General features: G+C 57.8%; 15 protein-coding genes and 1 pseudogene. 4 read left to right on the top strand and 12 right to left on the bottom strand.

Annotated features, from left to right (window positions below; genetic code table 11):
* Positions 1–153 precede the first annotated feature (153 nt).
* The 7 genes from BFR47_RS10900 to BFR47_RS10870 all read right to left on the bottom strand — a co-directional run bounded on the left by BFR47_RS10900 (position 154) and on the right by BFR47_RS10870 (position 8,392).
* Positions 154–357, bottom strand: coding sequence for a cold-shock protein (locus tag BFR47_RS10900; protein ID WP_071473096.1), 204 nt, complete (start codon positions 355–357; stop codon positions 154–156).
* Between the two features lie 253 nt (positions 358–610).
* Positions 611–3,838 carry a carbamoyl-phosphate synthase large subunit gene (gene carB, locus BFR47_RS10895; protein WP_071473095.1) on the bottom strand — a complete coding sequence of 1,076 codons (3,228 nt, stop codon included), beginning with the start codon at positions 3,836–3,838 and terminating at the stop codon, positions 611–613.
* 16 nt (positions 3,839–3,854) lie between these two features.
* The gene (gene carA, locus BFR47_RS10890; RefSeq protein WP_071473094.1) at positions 3,855–4,991 is read right to left on the bottom strand and encodes a glutamine-hydrolyzing carbamoyl-phosphate synthase small subunit; all 1,137 of its coding nucleotides are present in this window, start codon (positions 4,989–4,991) and stop codon (positions 3,855–3,857) included.
* 412 nt (positions 4,992–5,403) lie between these two features.
* A complete protein-coding gene (dapB, locus tag BFR47_RS10885; RefSeq protein WP_071473093.1) occupies positions 5,404–6,216 on the bottom strand; it encodes a 4-hydroxy-tetrahydrodipicolinate reductase in 813 nt (270 codons plus the stop codon).
* A 186-nt stretch (positions 6,217–6,402) separates the two neighbouring features.
* A complete protein-coding gene (gene bamJ / locus BFR47_RS10880) occupies positions 6,403–7,014 on the bottom strand; it encodes a BamJ family beta-barrel-assembly machinery protein (protein ID WP_071473092.1) in 612 nt (203 codons plus the stop codon).
* Positions 7,015–7,065: 51 nt separating this feature from the next.
* Positions 7,066–7,986 carry an ROK family protein gene (locus BFR47_RS10875; RefSeq protein ID WP_071473091.1) on the bottom strand — a complete coding sequence of 307 codons (921 nt, stop codon included), beginning with the start codon at positions 7,984–7,986 and terminating at the stop codon, positions 7,066–7,068.
* Positions 7,987–8,131: 145 nt separating this feature from the next.
* Entirely contained in the window at positions 8,132–8,392 is a 261-nt protein-coding gene (locus BFR47_RS10870; protein WP_071473090.1) for a helix-turn-helix domain-containing protein, read from the bottom strand.
* Between the two features lie 421 nt (positions 8,393–8,813).
* On the opposite strand from BFR47_RS10870, the gene BFR47_RS10865 reads away from it, so the two are divergent.
* The 3 genes from BFR47_RS10865 (at position 8,814) to purU (ending at position 11,205) form a co-directional block, all read left to right on the top strand.
* Complete coding sequence (locus BFR47_RS10865) at positions 8,814–9,767, top strand: OmpA family protein (protein WP_071473089.1); 954 nt, start codon at positions 8,814–8,816, stop codon at positions 9,765–9,767.
* 105 nt (positions 9,768–9,872) lie between these two features.
* Positions 9,873–10,334 carry a YchJ family protein gene (locus BFR47_RS10860; RefSeq protein ID WP_071473100.1) on the top strand — a complete coding sequence of 154 codons (462 nt, stop codon included), beginning with the start codon at positions 9,873–9,875 and terminating at the stop codon, positions 10,332–10,334.
* A gap of 34 nt (positions 10,335–10,368) precedes the next feature.
* On the top strand, positions 10,369–11,205 hold the full coding sequence (gene purU / locus BFR47_RS10855) for a formyltetrahydrofolate deformylase (RefSeq protein ID WP_071473088.1): 837 nt from the start codon (positions 10,369–10,371) through the stop codon (positions 11,203–11,205).
* Positions 11,206–11,309: 104 nt separating this feature from the next.
* Here purU and BFR47_RS10850 read toward each other — a convergent pair whose 3' ends face one another.
* Positions 11,310–11,639, bottom strand: coding sequence for a DUF1244 domain-containing protein (locus tag BFR47_RS10850; protein WP_245748892.1), 330 nt, complete (start codon positions 11,637–11,639; stop codon positions 11,310–11,312).
* Positions 11,640–11,675: 36 nt separating this feature from the next.
* Between BFR47_RS10850 and yfbR the strand changes: the two genes are divergently transcribed.
* On the top strand, positions 11,676–12,269 hold the full coding sequence (yfbR, locus tag BFR47_RS10845; RefSeq protein ID WP_071473086.1) for a 5'-deoxynucleotidase: 594 nt from the start codon (positions 11,676–11,678) through the stop codon (positions 12,267–12,269).
* Here yfbR and BFR47_RS10840 read toward each other — a convergent pair.
* The 4 genes and pseudogenes from BFR47_RS10840 to BFR47_RS10825 form a co-directional block, all read right to left on the bottom strand.
* Positions 12,266–12,813: pseudogene (locus BFR47_RS10840) on the bottom strand (DUF3833 domain-containing protein). The gene yfbR and the pseudogene BFR47_RS10840 sit on opposite strands and share 4 nt — an antisense overlap.
* A gap of 1 nt (position 12,814) precedes the next feature.
* A complete protein-coding gene (locus BFR47_RS10835) occupies positions 12,815–13,312 on the bottom strand; it encodes a chalcone isomerase family protein (protein WP_245748891.1) in 498 nt (165 codons plus the stop codon).
* Complete coding sequence (locus BFR47_RS10830; protein ID WP_071473098.1) at positions 13,309–13,794, bottom strand: DUF2878 domain-containing protein; 486 nt, start codon at positions 13,792–13,794, stop codon at positions 13,309–13,311. Before BFR47_RS10830 ends, BFR47_RS10835 begins: the two co-directional genes overlap by 4 nt.
* Positions 13,764–15,017 (bottom strand): SAM-dependent methyltransferase, encoded by a 1,254-nt coding sequence (locus BFR47_RS10825; RefSeq protein ID WP_071473085.1) that lies wholly within the window; start codon positions 15,015–15,017, stop codon positions 13,764–13,766. The genes BFR47_RS10830 and BFR47_RS10825 overlap by 31 nt, the downstream gene beginning before the upstream one ends.
* Positions 15,018–15,024: the final 7 nt, after the last annotated feature.

The raw sequence follows: 15,024 nt of genomic DNA, 5'->3' as shown, positions 1-15,024 counted from the left end.
ATAGCCAAAAACACGGAAACCTCACTTGCGAAAAGCGAGGTGTCCATATATGGGTCCACGGCGTGCCGGATAAGCAGATGTGCTTCCCGTATGATACAAAAACAAAAAACCCGCCGAAGCGGGTTTTTTTGGTCTTGAATTACCGAAGGGTAATTACAGAACCTGAATCTGTGAAGCCTGCGGACCCTTGGCACCTTCAGTAGCGGTGTAGGATACAGCTTGGCCTTCTGCCAGAGTTTTAAAGCCACTACCGACGATTTCGGAGAAGTGGGCGAACAAGTCTTTGCTGCCATCAGCCGGAGTGATGAAACCAAAACCTTTTGCTTCGTTGAACCATTTTACGGTACCGTTAGCCATTTTATTCTTACCTTTATTTTAGTGACGAGCTCATGCTCGGAAAATGCAACAAATATCAAATAAGGGAAGCTTGGGACTGTAGTGCCGTAAGGAACGAACAATGTACAAAGGCCGCGCTAACTTGAAACTCTTGCTGACGTGCACTCTACGGGAGTAAGGGGGTGGCGTCAAACACTATCGCGAATATTTCCGTATAATATTTGAACAATAAAAAAGGCGCCTTTCGGCGCCTTTTTTATTCTCACGGCAATGCTTATTTGCTCTTGCCGATACGGGCATGCATTTCCTGCACCGAAATCACCGACGCGGTGGCATCATGCGCCATCGCCATCACGGTGGCGAAGGCACCGTTCAGCGTGGTGGTGTAAGACACCTTCTGTGCCAGGGCACCACGACGCAACTGCCGCGAGTCTTCGATGGCCTGACGACCCTCGGCGGTGTTGACGATGTAGCTGTACTCGTTGTTCTTGATACGGTCAAGAATATGAGGACGGCCTTCATGCACCTTGTTCACCAGCCGCGGGTTGATGTTGGCTTCGCCCAGTACCACGGCGGTGCCGTGGGTGGCATCCAGCTGATAACCGGCTTCCAGCAGGCTGGCGGCCAGGTCAACCACGCGCTGCTTGTCGCTGTGACGTACCGACAGCAGGGCGCGGCCCTCTTTCGGTACTGCCTTGCCTGCACCCAGGTGAGCCTTGCCGAAGGCTTCGGCGAAGGTGTCACCCACACCCATCACCTCACCGGTGGAGCGCATTTCCGGGCCCAGCAGCGGATCGACACCGGGGAACTTGTTGAACGGCAGCACCACTTCCTTGACCGAGTAGTACGGCGGAATGATTTCCTTGGTCACGCCCAGCTCGGCCAGTGACTTGCCGGCCATCACCCGTGCGGCGACCTTGGCCAGCGGGATGCCGGTGGCCTTGGACACGAACGGAACGGTACGGGCGGCACGCGGGTTGACTTCGATAAGATAGATATCGTTGCCCTTGACCGCGAACTGAATGTTCATCAGACCGACCACGCCCAGCTCCAGGGCCAGCTTGCGCACCTGCTCGCGCATCTCGTCCTGAATGGCCTTGCTCAGGGTGTAGGGCGGCAGCGAGCAACCGGAGTCACCGGAGTGAACACCGGCCTGCTCGATGTGCTCCATGATACCGCCGATGACCACGTCCTTGCCGTCACAGATGGCGTCGACATCCACTTCGGTGGCATCGTCGAGGAAGCGATCCAGCAACACCGGCGATTCGTTGGATACCGTCACCGCTTCGTTGAAGTAACGACGCAGGTCCTGTTCGTCATAGACGATTTCCATCGCCCGACCGCCCAGTACATAAGACGGACGCACCACCAGCGGGTAACCGATCTTCTCGGCCAGGGACACGGCCTGCTCCATGGCGGTCACGGTGGCGTTCTGCGGCTGCTTGAGCCCCAGGCGCTCTACCGCCTGCTGGAACCGCTCGCGGTCTTCGGCGCGGTCGATGGCATCCGGGCTGGTGCCGATAATGGGCACACCGGCCGCTTCCAGGGCGCGAGCCAGCTTAAGCGGGGTCTGACCGCCGTACTGCACGATCACGCCCTTGGGCTGTTCGATGCGCACGATTTCCAGCACGTCTTCCAGGGTCACCGGCTCGAAATAGAGACGGTCGGAGGTGTCGTAGTCGGTGGACACGGTTTCCGGGTTACAGTTGACCATGATGGTCTCGAAACCGTCTTCCCGCAGCGCCAGCGAGGCGTGCACGCAGCAGTAATCGAATTCGATACCCTGACCGATACGGTTGGGGCCACCACCCAGTACGATAATCTTGTCTTTATCGGACGGGTTCGATTCACACTCTTCATCATAAGAAGAGTACATGTAGGCGGTATCGGTGGAGAATTCGGCGGCACAGGTATCCACCCGCTTGTAGACCGGGAAGATCTCGTGGCGGTGACGCAGCTTGCGCACTTCACCTTCGGCCACACCCAGCAGCTTGCTCAGGCGCGCATCGGCAAAGCCCTTGCGCTTCAGGGTACGCAGCAGTTCGGGCGTCAGATCGGCCATGCCGAGTTCCTTCACCTGCTCTTCCAGCTTGACCAGCTCTTCAATCTGCACCAGGAACCAGCGGTCCACGTTGGTCAGCTTGAAGACGCCATCAACGGACATGCCGGCACGGAAGGCATCGGCGATATACCAGATACGCTCGGCACCCGGCTCCTGCAGCTCGTGGCGAATGCGGGACAGGCTCTCGGCATCATTAAGGTCGACCATGGGATCGAAACCGGTCTGGCCGGTTTCCAGGCTGCGCAATGCCTTGTGCAGCGATTCCTGGAAGTTGCGACCGATGGCCATGACTTCGCCCACCGACTTCATCTGAGTGGTCAGACGATCGTTGGCGCCGGCAAACTTCTCGAAGTTGAAGCGCGGGATCTTGGTCACAACATAGTCGATAGCCGGTTCGAACGACGCCGGGGTCAGGCCGCCGGTAATGTCATTCTGCAGCTCGTCGAGGGTATAACCGACGGCCAGCTTGGCTGCAACCTTGGCGATGGGGAAACCGGTCGCCTTGGAAGCCAGGGCAGAAGAACGAGACACCCGCGGGTTCATCTCGATGATCACCATGCGACCGGTCTTGGGGTCGATACCGAACTGGACGTTGGAGCCGCCGGTTTCCACGCCGATTTCACGCAATACCGCCAGCGAGGCGTTACGCATCAGCTGGTATTCTTTATCGGTCAGGGTCTGGGCCGGAGCCACGGTAATGGAGTCACCGGTGTGCACGCCCATGGCATCGAAGTTTTCGATGGCACAGACGATGATGCAGTTATCGTTACGATCCCGCACCACTTCCATCTCGTATTCTTTCCAGCCGATCAGGCTTTCGTCGATCAGCAGCTCGTTGGTCGGCGACAGATCCAGACCACGGGTACAGATTTCCTCGAACTCTTCCCGGTTGTAGGCGATGCCGCCGCCGGTGCCGCCCATGGTGAAGGAAGGACGGATGATGCAGGGAAAGCCCACTTCTTCCTGTACCTTGTAGGCTTCTTCCATGGAGCGGGCGATGCCGGCACGAGGACAGGCCAGGCCGATGCTCTTCATTGCCTGGTCGAAACGGCTGCGATCTTCGGCCTTGTCGATGGCATCGGCGGTGGCACCGATCATCTCGACCCCAAACTCAGCCAGTACGCCGTGCTTTTCCAGCTCCAGGGCACAGTTCAGTGCGGTCTGGCCACCCATGGTGGGCAGAATGGCATCGGGACGCTCTTTTTCGATGATGCGGCGCACCACTTCCCAGTGGATCGGCTCGATATAGGTGGCATCGGCCATCTCCGGATCGGTCATGATGGTGGCCGGGTTGGAGTTCACCAGAATGACCCGGTAACCTTCTTCACGCAGGGCCTTGCAGGCCTGAGCGCCGGAGTAGTCGAATTCACAGGCCTGGCCGATCACGATGGGGCCAGCGCCCAGGATCAGAATGCTCTGTATGTCTGTACGTTTTGGCATGACTCTTCCCTACTCCTTACGCGCGGTACTGCTTAATCAAATCGATAAAGTGGTCGAACAGGTCGGCGGCTTCATGCGGACCCGGGCTCGCCTCGGGGTGGCCCTGGAAGCTGAACGCCGGCTTGTCGGTGCGGTGAATCCCCTGCAGGGAACCGTCAAACAGCGACTTGTGAGTCACCCGCACGTTGGCCGGCAGGGTCGCCTCGTCCACCGCAAAACCGTGGTTCTGGCTGGTGATCATCACCACGCCCTTTTCCAGGTCTTTTACCGGATGGTTGGCACCGTGATGACCAAACTTCATCTTGATGGTGTTGGCGCCGCTGGCCAGGCCCAGTAACTGGTGGCCCAGACAGATGCCGAACACCGGAATATCGGTTTCCAGGAAGGTCTTGATCGCCTCGATGGCGTAGTCGCAGGGCTCGGGGTCACCCGGGCCATTGGACAGGAAGATACCGTCCGGGTTCAGTGCCAGCACCTCGGCGGCCGGGGTCTGGGCCGGTACTACGGTCAGGCGGCAGCCACGGTCTACCAGCATGCGCAGAATGTTGCGCTTCACACCGTAATCGTACGCCACGACATGATAGGGCTGGTCGGCCTCGGCTGGCTGGCTGTGGCCTTCGCCCAGGGTCCAGCTGCCTTCGGTCCAGGCATAGGTTTCGCGGGTGGTCACTTCTTTTGCCAGATCCATGCCCTTCAGACCCGGGAACGCACGGGCTTCGGCCAGGGCCGCCGCCTCGTCCAGATCCGTACCAGCGATGATACAGCCGGCCTGTGCGCCTTTTTCACGCAGGATTCGGGTCAACTTACGGGTATCGATATCGGCAATACCCACTATGTTATGGGCTTTGAGGTAATCAGACAGAGAGCGCTGGTTGCGGAAGTTAGAGGCGATAAGGGGAAGATCGCGGATGATTAGCCCTTGGGCATGCACCTGATCGGACTCTTCATCTTCAGCATTAGTGCCGGTATTGCCTATATGAGGATAAGTAAGCGTAACGATTTGACGGGAATAAGACGGGTCGGTGAGGATTTCCTGGTATCCCGTCATCGACGTATTGAATACCACTTCACCAACGGAACAACCGTCGGTACCGATGGCTGTACCGCGAAAGACTGAACCGTCTTCCAATACGAGCAGCGCTGAGTGAGTCAAGACAACCTCCAAGTTAATTCTTATAAATCAACAATTTACCTGGCTGTCCCGAGTTGCAGACAAAAAAATTCTACTGCATCCCGGCTAATACTGGGCAAATTCTGCGTATTTTATATAAAAGCGGCGTTTTCGACAAACTTTTTCGTGAAAAACCTTTCAACAGCTCAGAGAACGGTGAAAGGTAGAATAAAAAATCGAAAAAGATGAATAAAAACAAAAACCAATGGATTTCAATCACACAAACGCGGGACTGATGCAAAATATGAAGAATAGATGACAAAAATAAAAAAAACGTAATTAATTACATATAAATCAGCAACATAAAAAAACAAACTTGTGAAAAACCCGACCTTGACGCCCCGTTTTTTGAGCAAAAACATGGAATCAAAGCCGGGATTATCGCATAAACCAATTATTTTAAGTTCAAGACATCCTGCATATCATACAACCCCGGCTGCTGTGCCGCTATCCAGGCCGCCGCCCGCACGGCACCGTTGGCGAAGGTCAGACGATTGGACGCCTTGTGGGTGATTTCGACCCGCTCACCGATATCCACGAACATGGCGGTATGCTCACCGACGATATCGCCGGCCCGTACGGTGGCAAAGCCGATGGTGTCTCGGTCCCGTTCACCGGTGATCCCTTCTCGACCGTAAACCGCGCATTTTTTCAGATCCCGCCCCAGAGTGTCGGCAATCACCTCACCCATGCTCAGTGCGGTACCCGAAGGGGCATCCACCTTGTGGCGGTGATGGGCTTCGACGATTTCGATATCAGTGTAGTCACCCATCACTTTCGCCGCCTGCTCCAGCAACTTGAACACCAGATTGACGCCGACACTGTAGTTGGATGCCATCACCATGGCGATATCGGCGGCAGCGGCGTGAATATCGGCCTTTTGCGCCTCGTCGAAGCCGGTGGTACCGATGACCAGCCGCTTGCCGTACTGTCGGGCCAGGGCGATATTGGCCAGGGTGGCTTCCGGGCGGGTAAAGTCGATGATCACATCTACCTGCTCGATCACCGCCTCCAGGTTGTCGGTCACCATGAGTCCCAGGCGGCCGACATTGGCCAGCTCGCCCACATCAACTCCCAGTACCGTAGAGCCGGCATGCTCGATGGCGGCGGTCAGAGTGACGCCCTCGGTATGGGTCACGGACTCTACCAGTACCTTGCCCATACGCCCGTTACAACCAGCCACGGCGATGCGAACCGGATTTGTCATGCTGTTCTTCCTTTCTTCATGCTAAGCCAAGGGTAAACCGGAAGTTTGCCAGATAAGGACTGGCTTTAAAACGAAAAACCCTGAGGAGCAAGGCGTGAACAGTAATGACCCACTCACGCCTTGCTTCTAAGACCTTTCCCTCTTTCAAGGGCATAAAAAAACCGGCAATTGCCGGTTTTTTCAGGATCAGGCGATTTCGAGCAGTTCAACCTCGAACACCAGGGTAGAGCACGGCGGGATGGAGCCGGCACCCTGTTCACCGTAGGCCAGATCGTGGGGCACATACAGCTTCCACTTGGAGCCAACCGGCATCAGCTGCAGGGCTTCAACCCAGCCTTTGATCACACCGTTCACCGGGAACTGAGCGGGCTCGCCACGCAGCACGGAGCTGTCGAATACGGAACCATCGATGAAGGTGCCGTGGTAGTGTACGCGCACGGTGTCGGTGGCGGCCGGCTTCGCGCCATCGCCCTGAGTCAGCACTTCAAACTGCAGACCAGACTCGGTCTGCTGTACTTCGGCGCGCTCCCCGTTGGCGGCGAAGAAAGCCGCTTCTTCTTCCTTGGCCTGGGAAGACTGGGCAGCCTGCTGCTCTTGCATGCGTTGAGTGATGACCTGAAAGGCACCATTGATGTCTTCGCGGGAAACGGCGAAATCCACGCCGGCCAGGGCGTCGGCCAGGCCCTGCTGTACAGCGGACACTTCCAGCCCTTCGAACGACTGCTGGGCCAGTTGATCACCGATTTGACGACCAACACCGTAGCTGGCCTTTTGTTCTACTGTCTCATATGACGACATGACATTCCCTTCGTTTGGGTACAAAAAAGTCATGCTAACAAAATAAAGCGGTCAGCTAAATGGCAAGGCGGCGTGCCTGGCCAATAATGCCGCACCCCGCACCCCGCCGCTGCCGCCAAAAACCGGTGCCCGCACCGGGGCCGGGGTTACCTTGGTCATCACAAATTCCGGCAACCGCTGTTCAAGCTCCCGGTATAGCCAGGGGTGTTCGCTGAGCCCGCCCCCCAGCACCACCACATCGGGATCCAGCTGTGTCATCAGGGTGCCGAGCCCCGCCGCCAGAATATCCAGATAGAGCGACAGGCTGTCTGCGGCCAGCCGCTCTCCCTGCTGCCAGGCACTGATAATGGCCGGCCCCGACAACGGTGCTCCGCCGCCATGACGATAAAGCCGGCTGAGTCCGGTGCCGGACACATAGGTCTCCAGACAACCACGCAGGCCGCAACCACAGGGAAACAGAGGGAGCTCCCGGTGACGCTCGAGCAGCATGGCATTGATCCCCCCGTGTCCAAACTCGGCACTGCCACCACGCTTGCTGTTCACCAGCTGCCCCCGGTACATCAAGGCACCGCCAACCCCGGTTCCCAGGGTCAGAGCCAGCGCCAGCTCGGCCTCGGCCGCCGCCCCCTGGTGATATTCCGACACCAGAAAACAGTTGGCATCATTGTCGGCGTAGACGGTTCTTCCCAGTTGCTGTTGTAAATCGCCCTTCAGATCATGGCCATGGATGGCCGGCACATTGGGCGCCAGCATCAGGCCCTCGCTATCCAGCACACCGGGAAAGCCGATACCAACGCCGCCGGTCACCTGCCAGCGAGTATCGGCCGAGCGCACCAGTTCAACCAGTAACGCCATAAAGGCAGCATAAGTGGTCTGCGGGGTCTTGTGCACCGAGCGTTCCAGCTCAACGCCGTGCACATCAAAGACGGCAAAGGCTACCTTGCTGCCACCGATATCAACACCGTAAAACATCGAGAAACCTCTGAAGACAACAGCGGGGGATCCTGTCCCTGAACTTGAGTTTACCGTTACCGCGAAGAGGCTGACGACATCGCGATAGGGAGGACGTGAAGGCGGGGCCTGGGCATAAATATGGTCAGCCGGCAGTCTCTGTTATTCAGTGATCCTGTTCTGGCCTCACCTGACCGACACTTTCTATGGTCTTGTCTGACAGCAACCAGAGGGTGTATTTGTGCAGTTCTGCATGCTGCGCCAGAGCCACCAGAAACGCGCCGCCCACTTCCCGGTATCCCAGCTCGTAATTTTTCAGGGTAGTGGGAGGAACCTGGAGCAACTCAGCAAATTTTGGACGACTGAGCCCCATCGCCTCACGGATTTGCCGGATTTTTTTTCCGACCAAACTGGTATCTGGATTCATAACCTTGCTACTCCTATCGAAGAATTCCGATAACCACTGGTATCGCTGTTTGTCTTATTAGTTTAACACCGGTAAAGAGACTCGTTATGCACTGGTCTCATTTTACCGAAAATAATTTCAACATGGACTCACATAGCGCCAACTTTACGTTACATAGCACCAACATAGCCGCAAACTGCGTCAGCGCATTGCAAAAGCTGCGACATATTCGGCCCGGTCACTCCCCTGTCTGCTTGTCGCCGAATATAAAACCCGATAATCTGGGCGCCGTGCGGATACACCTGTATGGGATCCATGTTTCGACAGGGCACTCCCTGAACAACAAAAACAGCAACAGGTCCTCCGCACAGCACCCCCCACGGGGCAGGTGTGACATTCATTTCGGCCACGGCCGAAAGCTCATATAATGAGGAAGACGATTATGAAAAAGACAGTGGCTCCTTCTCTGATTACAATTGCACTCGCAGCGGCCGGCATCTCTGCCAGCGTACAGGCTAATGACTGGTACCTGGGTGCCGGTGCCGGTTACGCCCAGTATGAAGATATCGACAGAAACAACAGCAACCTCGACAAGGATGCTGAAGCCGTCAGCATGTTCGGTGGTTACAACTTCAACCAGTACTTCGGTGCCGAGCTGGGCTTCAACTACTTTGGCGAAGATGCCGATACCAAGGCCCTGAATCTGTCCGCCATCGGTCGCCTGCCTCTGAGTGAGCGCGTGTCCCTGTTCGGTGAGCTGGGTGCCCTGGGCTGGGATACCGACACCGGCGCCGGTGACGAAGGTGTTTCCCCGCTGGCCGGTATCGGTCTGACCTATCGTGCCTCCGACCTGGTGGACGTACAGGCTCGCTACCGTCGTATCGAAGACATGGGTGATCTGGGCAACAACGGCTTCGAAACCGACGTCAACAACGTGATGCTGGAACTGGTACTGCACCCGAACCGCGGTGTGGCTACCCCGCCTCCGGTCGCCCCGGTAGCTCCTCAGCCGGCTCCCGAAGTGACCTATGAAACCCGTACCGTCACCGCCGATGGCTCCATCTATTTCGCCTTCGACAAGTCCGAGCTGTCTGCCGACTCTCGTGCCACCCTGGACGAAGTAGCACGCTTTGCCCAGCAGAACCCGGATCACCAGGTTGAACTGGCCGGTTATGCCGACCGTCTGGGTAGCGCCGAGTACAACCGCAAGTTGTCCGAGCGTCGTGCGCTGGCCGCCAAAGACTATCTGGTTCAGCGCGGTGTGGCCGCCCAGAACATCCAGACTGCCTGGTACGGCAGTGAACTGGCCGAAGGCGTGACCGAAGCCGAGCGTCAGCGCGACCGTCGCGTGGATGCCAAGGCTCAGGCCACCATCCAGGTTGAAATCATCGAGTAACATCGATTCGCTCCCTGAAGTTAAAAACGGCTCCAAGGAGCCGTTTTTTATTTTTACCTTTTTACTGCCATGGCATACTGTTTTTCTTTTTACCCCGGACTTCCCATGCGTTGCTATTGCCACAGTCAGCAGCCCTTCGAGCAGTGCTGCAACCCTTACCTGCAAGGTGTTTCCCCGGCACCGACGCCGCTGGCCCTGATGCGTTCCCGCTACAGTGCCTATGTGCTCGGGCTGGGCGACTATCTGCTGCAAAGCTGGCATCCGGACACCAGAGGGACACTGACTGCCGACGAGCTGGCACAAAGCGGGCTCGGCACCGACTGGCTGGGTCTGACCATCGTTTTTGCCCGGGGGGCCTCCTCCGATGAGCAAGGCACCGTGGAATTCAAGGTCCGCTACAAGGAAAACGACCGGGTGGTCACGCTGCACGAACGCTCCCACTTCGTCCGGGAACAGGGCCGCTGGATGTACCATTCAGGCCAGCTCAATCCGCCCAAAACAGGTGCCAATCAGCCCTGCCCCTGCGACAGCGGCAAGAAATACAAGCAATGCTGCGCCAGACACTGATTCCTTCACTTAACTAGCTGACAGACCGATTATAATGGAACGAAAAATACTGCTGACCCATTGCCCCGATGCCAAGGGGCTGATTTCGAAAATTACCAATATCTGTTACAAGCACCAGCTCAACATCATGCGTAACGACGAGTTCGTGGACTACGACAACGGCCATTTCTTCATGCGCACCGAGCTGGAAGGCCATTTCAACGATCACACCCTGCTCGCCGACCTGGACGATGCCCTGCCCGCCGGTAGCCAGCGCCGGCTGATGCCCGCCGGCAACAAGCGCGTGGTGATCATGGTCACCAAGGAAGCCCATTGCCTGGGCGATATTCTGATGAAGTCTTTTGCCGGCGCCATGAACATCGACATTGCCGCCGTGATCGGCAACTACGATACCCTGGCCGGACTGACCGAAAAGTTCGACATTCCCTATCACACCGTATCTCATGAAGGGATGAACCGGGCCGAGCACGAGCGGCTGCTGGCGGAAATCATCGATCGTTATCAACCCGATTACGTGGTGCTGGCCAAGTACATGCGTATTCTCAGCCCCGAATTCGTGGCCCGTTATCACCAGCGGCTGATCAACATTCATCACTCCTTCCTGCCCGCCTTTGTCGGTGCCAGCCCCTATCGACAGGCCTACGAGCGTGGCGTGAAGATGATCGGTGCCACCGCCCATTTCGTGACCGACGATCTGGACGAAGGCCCTATTATCGAGCAGGACGTGACCCATGTGAATCACACCCTGAGCGCTCAGGACATGGCCAAGGCCGGTCGTGACGTGGAAAAATCGGTGCTGAGCCGGGCGCTCAACCTGGTGCTGGAAGAAAAGGTCTTCGTCTACGGCAACAAGACGGTGGTGTTCAAGTAACAGCGGGGACTGGGGACTGGGGACTGGGGACTGGGGACTGGGCAGGGTATCACCCATCCCTGCTCCCAAGTCCCCCATCCCGCCGGCGTCAGCCGGCAAAATCATCAGTCGTGTTTCTGACTCCGGGCGAAGGCCGCCTGCTGCTCGGGCGTTGCTTCCTGCTGGTATTTCGCCTTCCACTCATCGTAGGGCATGCCGTAGACCCGCTCCCGGGCCTGATCGTAATTCAGCTCCACTCCCTGCTCTTCGGCGGCGGCCAGATACCACTTGCTCAGGCAGTTGCGACAGAAGCCGGCCAGGTTCATCAAGTCGATATTCTGTACGTCCTTGCGCTTGTCCAGGTGCGCCAGCAGGGTACGAAAGGCAGCCGCTTCCAGTTCGGTCTGGGTTTGCTTGTCCATGTAGTCTTCTCCATTGGGGTCGGTTAATGCCATTATAACGATATCGTCCTCAACAACACAGGCAAGCCCATGAAACGCAGTCATTTCTTCGCCCACATGGCCCGCATGAAACTGATCCAGCGCTGGCCGCTGATGCGCAGCATAGAGCAGGAAAACGTCGCCGAGCACAGCCTGCAGGTCGCCATGGTGGCCCATGCGCTAGCGGTGATCAGCAATACCTTTTTCAAGGGCACCCTGGACCCGGCGCAGGCCGCCATGCAGGCGCTGTTTCACGATGCCAGCGAGGTACTGACCGGTGATCTGCCCACCCCGGTCAAGTATTTCAACGAGGACATCGCCCGGGCCTACAAGGACATAGAACGCAATGCCGAGCAGAGCCTGCTCAAGATGCTGCCCGCCGAACTGCAGGCGGCCTATGCCCCCCTGCTCTGCGGACACGAGCAAGACGAGTACAGCCATCTGGTGAAGTCGGCGGACATTCTCTGTGCCTATCTGAAGTGTGAGGAAGAACTCAGTGCCGGCAACCGGGAGTTTGCCGCGGCCAAGAAGCGACTCACCGACATGCTGGCAGCACGCATGAACGATGAAGTTCGCTATTTTCTCGAGGTATTCGTGCCCAGCTTTTCGCTGTCGCTGGACGAGATTTCCAGTCCGGAGTTTTAATTGGTGCTCGGTGAGGCATGTTTACGTTCGATCCACAGGGTGACCTCGCCGACCTTAAAGCCCCACTTGGTCATCTCGGCGCGATTAATCAACCGATCTTCATCCAGCAGGTACATCCAGTCGTTGAAGTCGATATTCCAGGTTTCGCCATCTACCGGCACGGCCAGGGTGTAACGCCAGTTGAGGGCAAAACCCCGGGTCTGCCCTCTGGCCGGCACCACCACATCGGCGGCGGTGCCGCTGTAGTGGCCGTCGGCACCCTTTTCTATATGCCAGACCCGACGCTGCCGCTCGCCGTCATCGTAGACGAAGTCCTCTTCCAGCACGCCCCGATTGCCGTCCCAGCGGCCAGTCATGTCAACCCTGAAACGGCGCAGCACCCGGCCGGATCTGTCCTGGACCATGCCGAAGGCACCAGTTCGCCGTCGAAGAAACGCTCCAGCTCGAACGCCGGTTGGGTATCCGCATAATCCTGAATATCGCTGCTGCACGACATCAGCAGCAGACTCGCGCAAAGAGACAGACTCAGTATCAGAATACGCATATCAGTTTCCTTTCAGTTGTCGGGTCAGACGGGGATCCCGGCTGTCCGGTGACAGCCAGATGGCCAGAAAGGCCGGCCCGAAGTCCGGGTCTGTAATTTCCCCCAGCAACTCCCAGTTGAAATAGAAACGACTGACCCCGGCAGAATCGACCCTGAGCACCAGCTCGTCTCGTTTTTTGACTGAAGGCCAGATGGCGCTGAGTTCCCTCCGCCATTGGGGCCTCCAGTCGATACCAAGGCGCTGCCATTCGGTCACGGTGGCTTCGAGCAGGTCCTCCTTGCCGATATCCCGCTGATAACGCAAGGCCAGCGCCTGAGGAAAACCGTCGGCCTTGTACTGACCGTCGGCACTGTAAAAGCGAGCCTGATACAGATCCCAGAACAACCAGCGCATGCTGCCCTGACCGACCAGGTTCAAATCCGCCGTCGGGTGGGCCCAGGACGGCAATGAGAATGACATGGCCAACCACCACAGTAGCCACAGATATTTTTTCATCATGCATGCCTCCGCAAACGCTGATCCAGCCGAACCAGCACCGGTAACAAAACCGACCACAACAAGGCAAGGATCAACACACTGGGCCAGAACCCCAGCGGCAGGCTGACCGCCCCCAGTTGCCAGCCGGCCAGATAGGATCCGGTGCCGGCCAGTGCGCCGGTAATCATCAACAGCCAGAGCGATAATCGCCGCATCCAGCGCAGGCTGTGCCCCAGGGTCAGTACAAATCCGATCCACAGCACACCCAGCCACAGCGGCCAGTGGTCGAAGGAAAAAAACCCCGCCACGGTCAGGATAAAATCGACCGTCATCCCCGCCAGCGCCAGCCACAACACCCGTATATCGGCCCGGCGGCTGGGGGTAAACATGAAGTGCAGCCCCAGCAACAGGATCGTCAGCAATACCCACGGGTTCTGCCCGGCCACCGCCAGCAGCCAGAAGCCGTCAAAGGCTAACAGCTGAGTCCATTGCCATTTAGACATTGTCTCGCTCCCGGTTTGGCCGCCTCGAAGTGCACCAGTCCGATGGTTCCCTCGCGAAAGCCGCCTTCACAGTAGGCAAAGTAGAAGGCCCACAGCCGATGAAAGTCCTGACTGTAGCCCAGCTCGCTCAAGGCCGGCTCCGTCAGGTGAAAACGCTCGGCCCAGATTTGCAGGGTGCGGGCATAATGCTGGCCGTAATCCTGCAGCCGGGTCAGCGTCATGTCGGTCTGCTCTTTCAGATGTCGGCACATTTCACTCACCGACGGCAGGCAACCGCCGGGAAAGATATAGCGCTGAATGAAGTCCACGCCCTTGCGATAGCTGTCATAACGCTGATCGGACATGGTAATGGCCTGGATCAGCAGTTTGCCGTGTGGCTTGAGCAGCCGGTTCAGCGCGCGGAAGTAGGTTGGCAGATACTCATGCCCCACCGCTTCGATCATCTCCACCGACACCAGCTTGTCATACTGACCGCGCAAGTCGCGATAATCTTGCTGCAGCAGGGTCACCCGATCTTCCAGCCCTTCGCGGGTGACTCGCTCCCGGGCATGGCTGAGCTGCTCGGTTGACAGGGTGGTACTGGTGACCCGGCAGCCATAATGGCGGGCGGCAAAACAGGCCAGCGCCCCCCAGCCGGTGCCGATTTCCAGCAGATGATCGCCGGGCTGCAGTTCGAGCCGTTCGCAGATCAGCCTGAGCTTGTGTTCCTGTGCCGCTTCCAGGCTGGCCTCGGCCGTCGGAAACACCGCCGAGGAATACTGCATCAGGGGATCCAGAAACAACCGGTACATGTCGTTGCCCAGATCGTAATGGGCGGCGATATTGGCCCGGCTGCCGTTCGGCGAATTGCGATTCAGACGGTGTTTGAGCTTGTGCCAGGGCGTGGTCAGCCAGCCCAGGCGTCGCTCCAGCCGGTCGAGCACCGCCATGTTGCGGGCAAACAGCCGTACCACCGCCGTCAGATCCGGACTGTGCCAGCTGCCATCCACCCAGGCCTCCGCCGCCCCGATGCTGCCGCCGGTCATCAGCCGCCGGTAGGCACTTGGCTCGAGCACCCTGATCTGAGCCTGCAATGGCGCATTCCTGTCACCAAATACAAAGGTATCCTGGCCTTCCCTGATGGTCAGCCCGGCATCTTTCAGCCCGGACAGCAGGGAAAAGGCCAGACTGCGCGCCCAGCGTTCCAGGCGGCGGGGTTGCGACATACTCAAAGTCGTATCCATTCTTGGC

This window comes from Oceanisphaera psychrotolerans, from assembly GCF_001870485.1.
Lineage (GTDB): Bacteria > Pseudomonadota > Gammaproteobacteria > Enterobacterales > Aeromonadaceae > Oceanimonas > Oceanimonas psychrotolerans.
The sequence above is the reverse complement of the archived record's forward strand: the minus strand, read 5'-3'. Positions and strand labels throughout refer to the sequence as shown.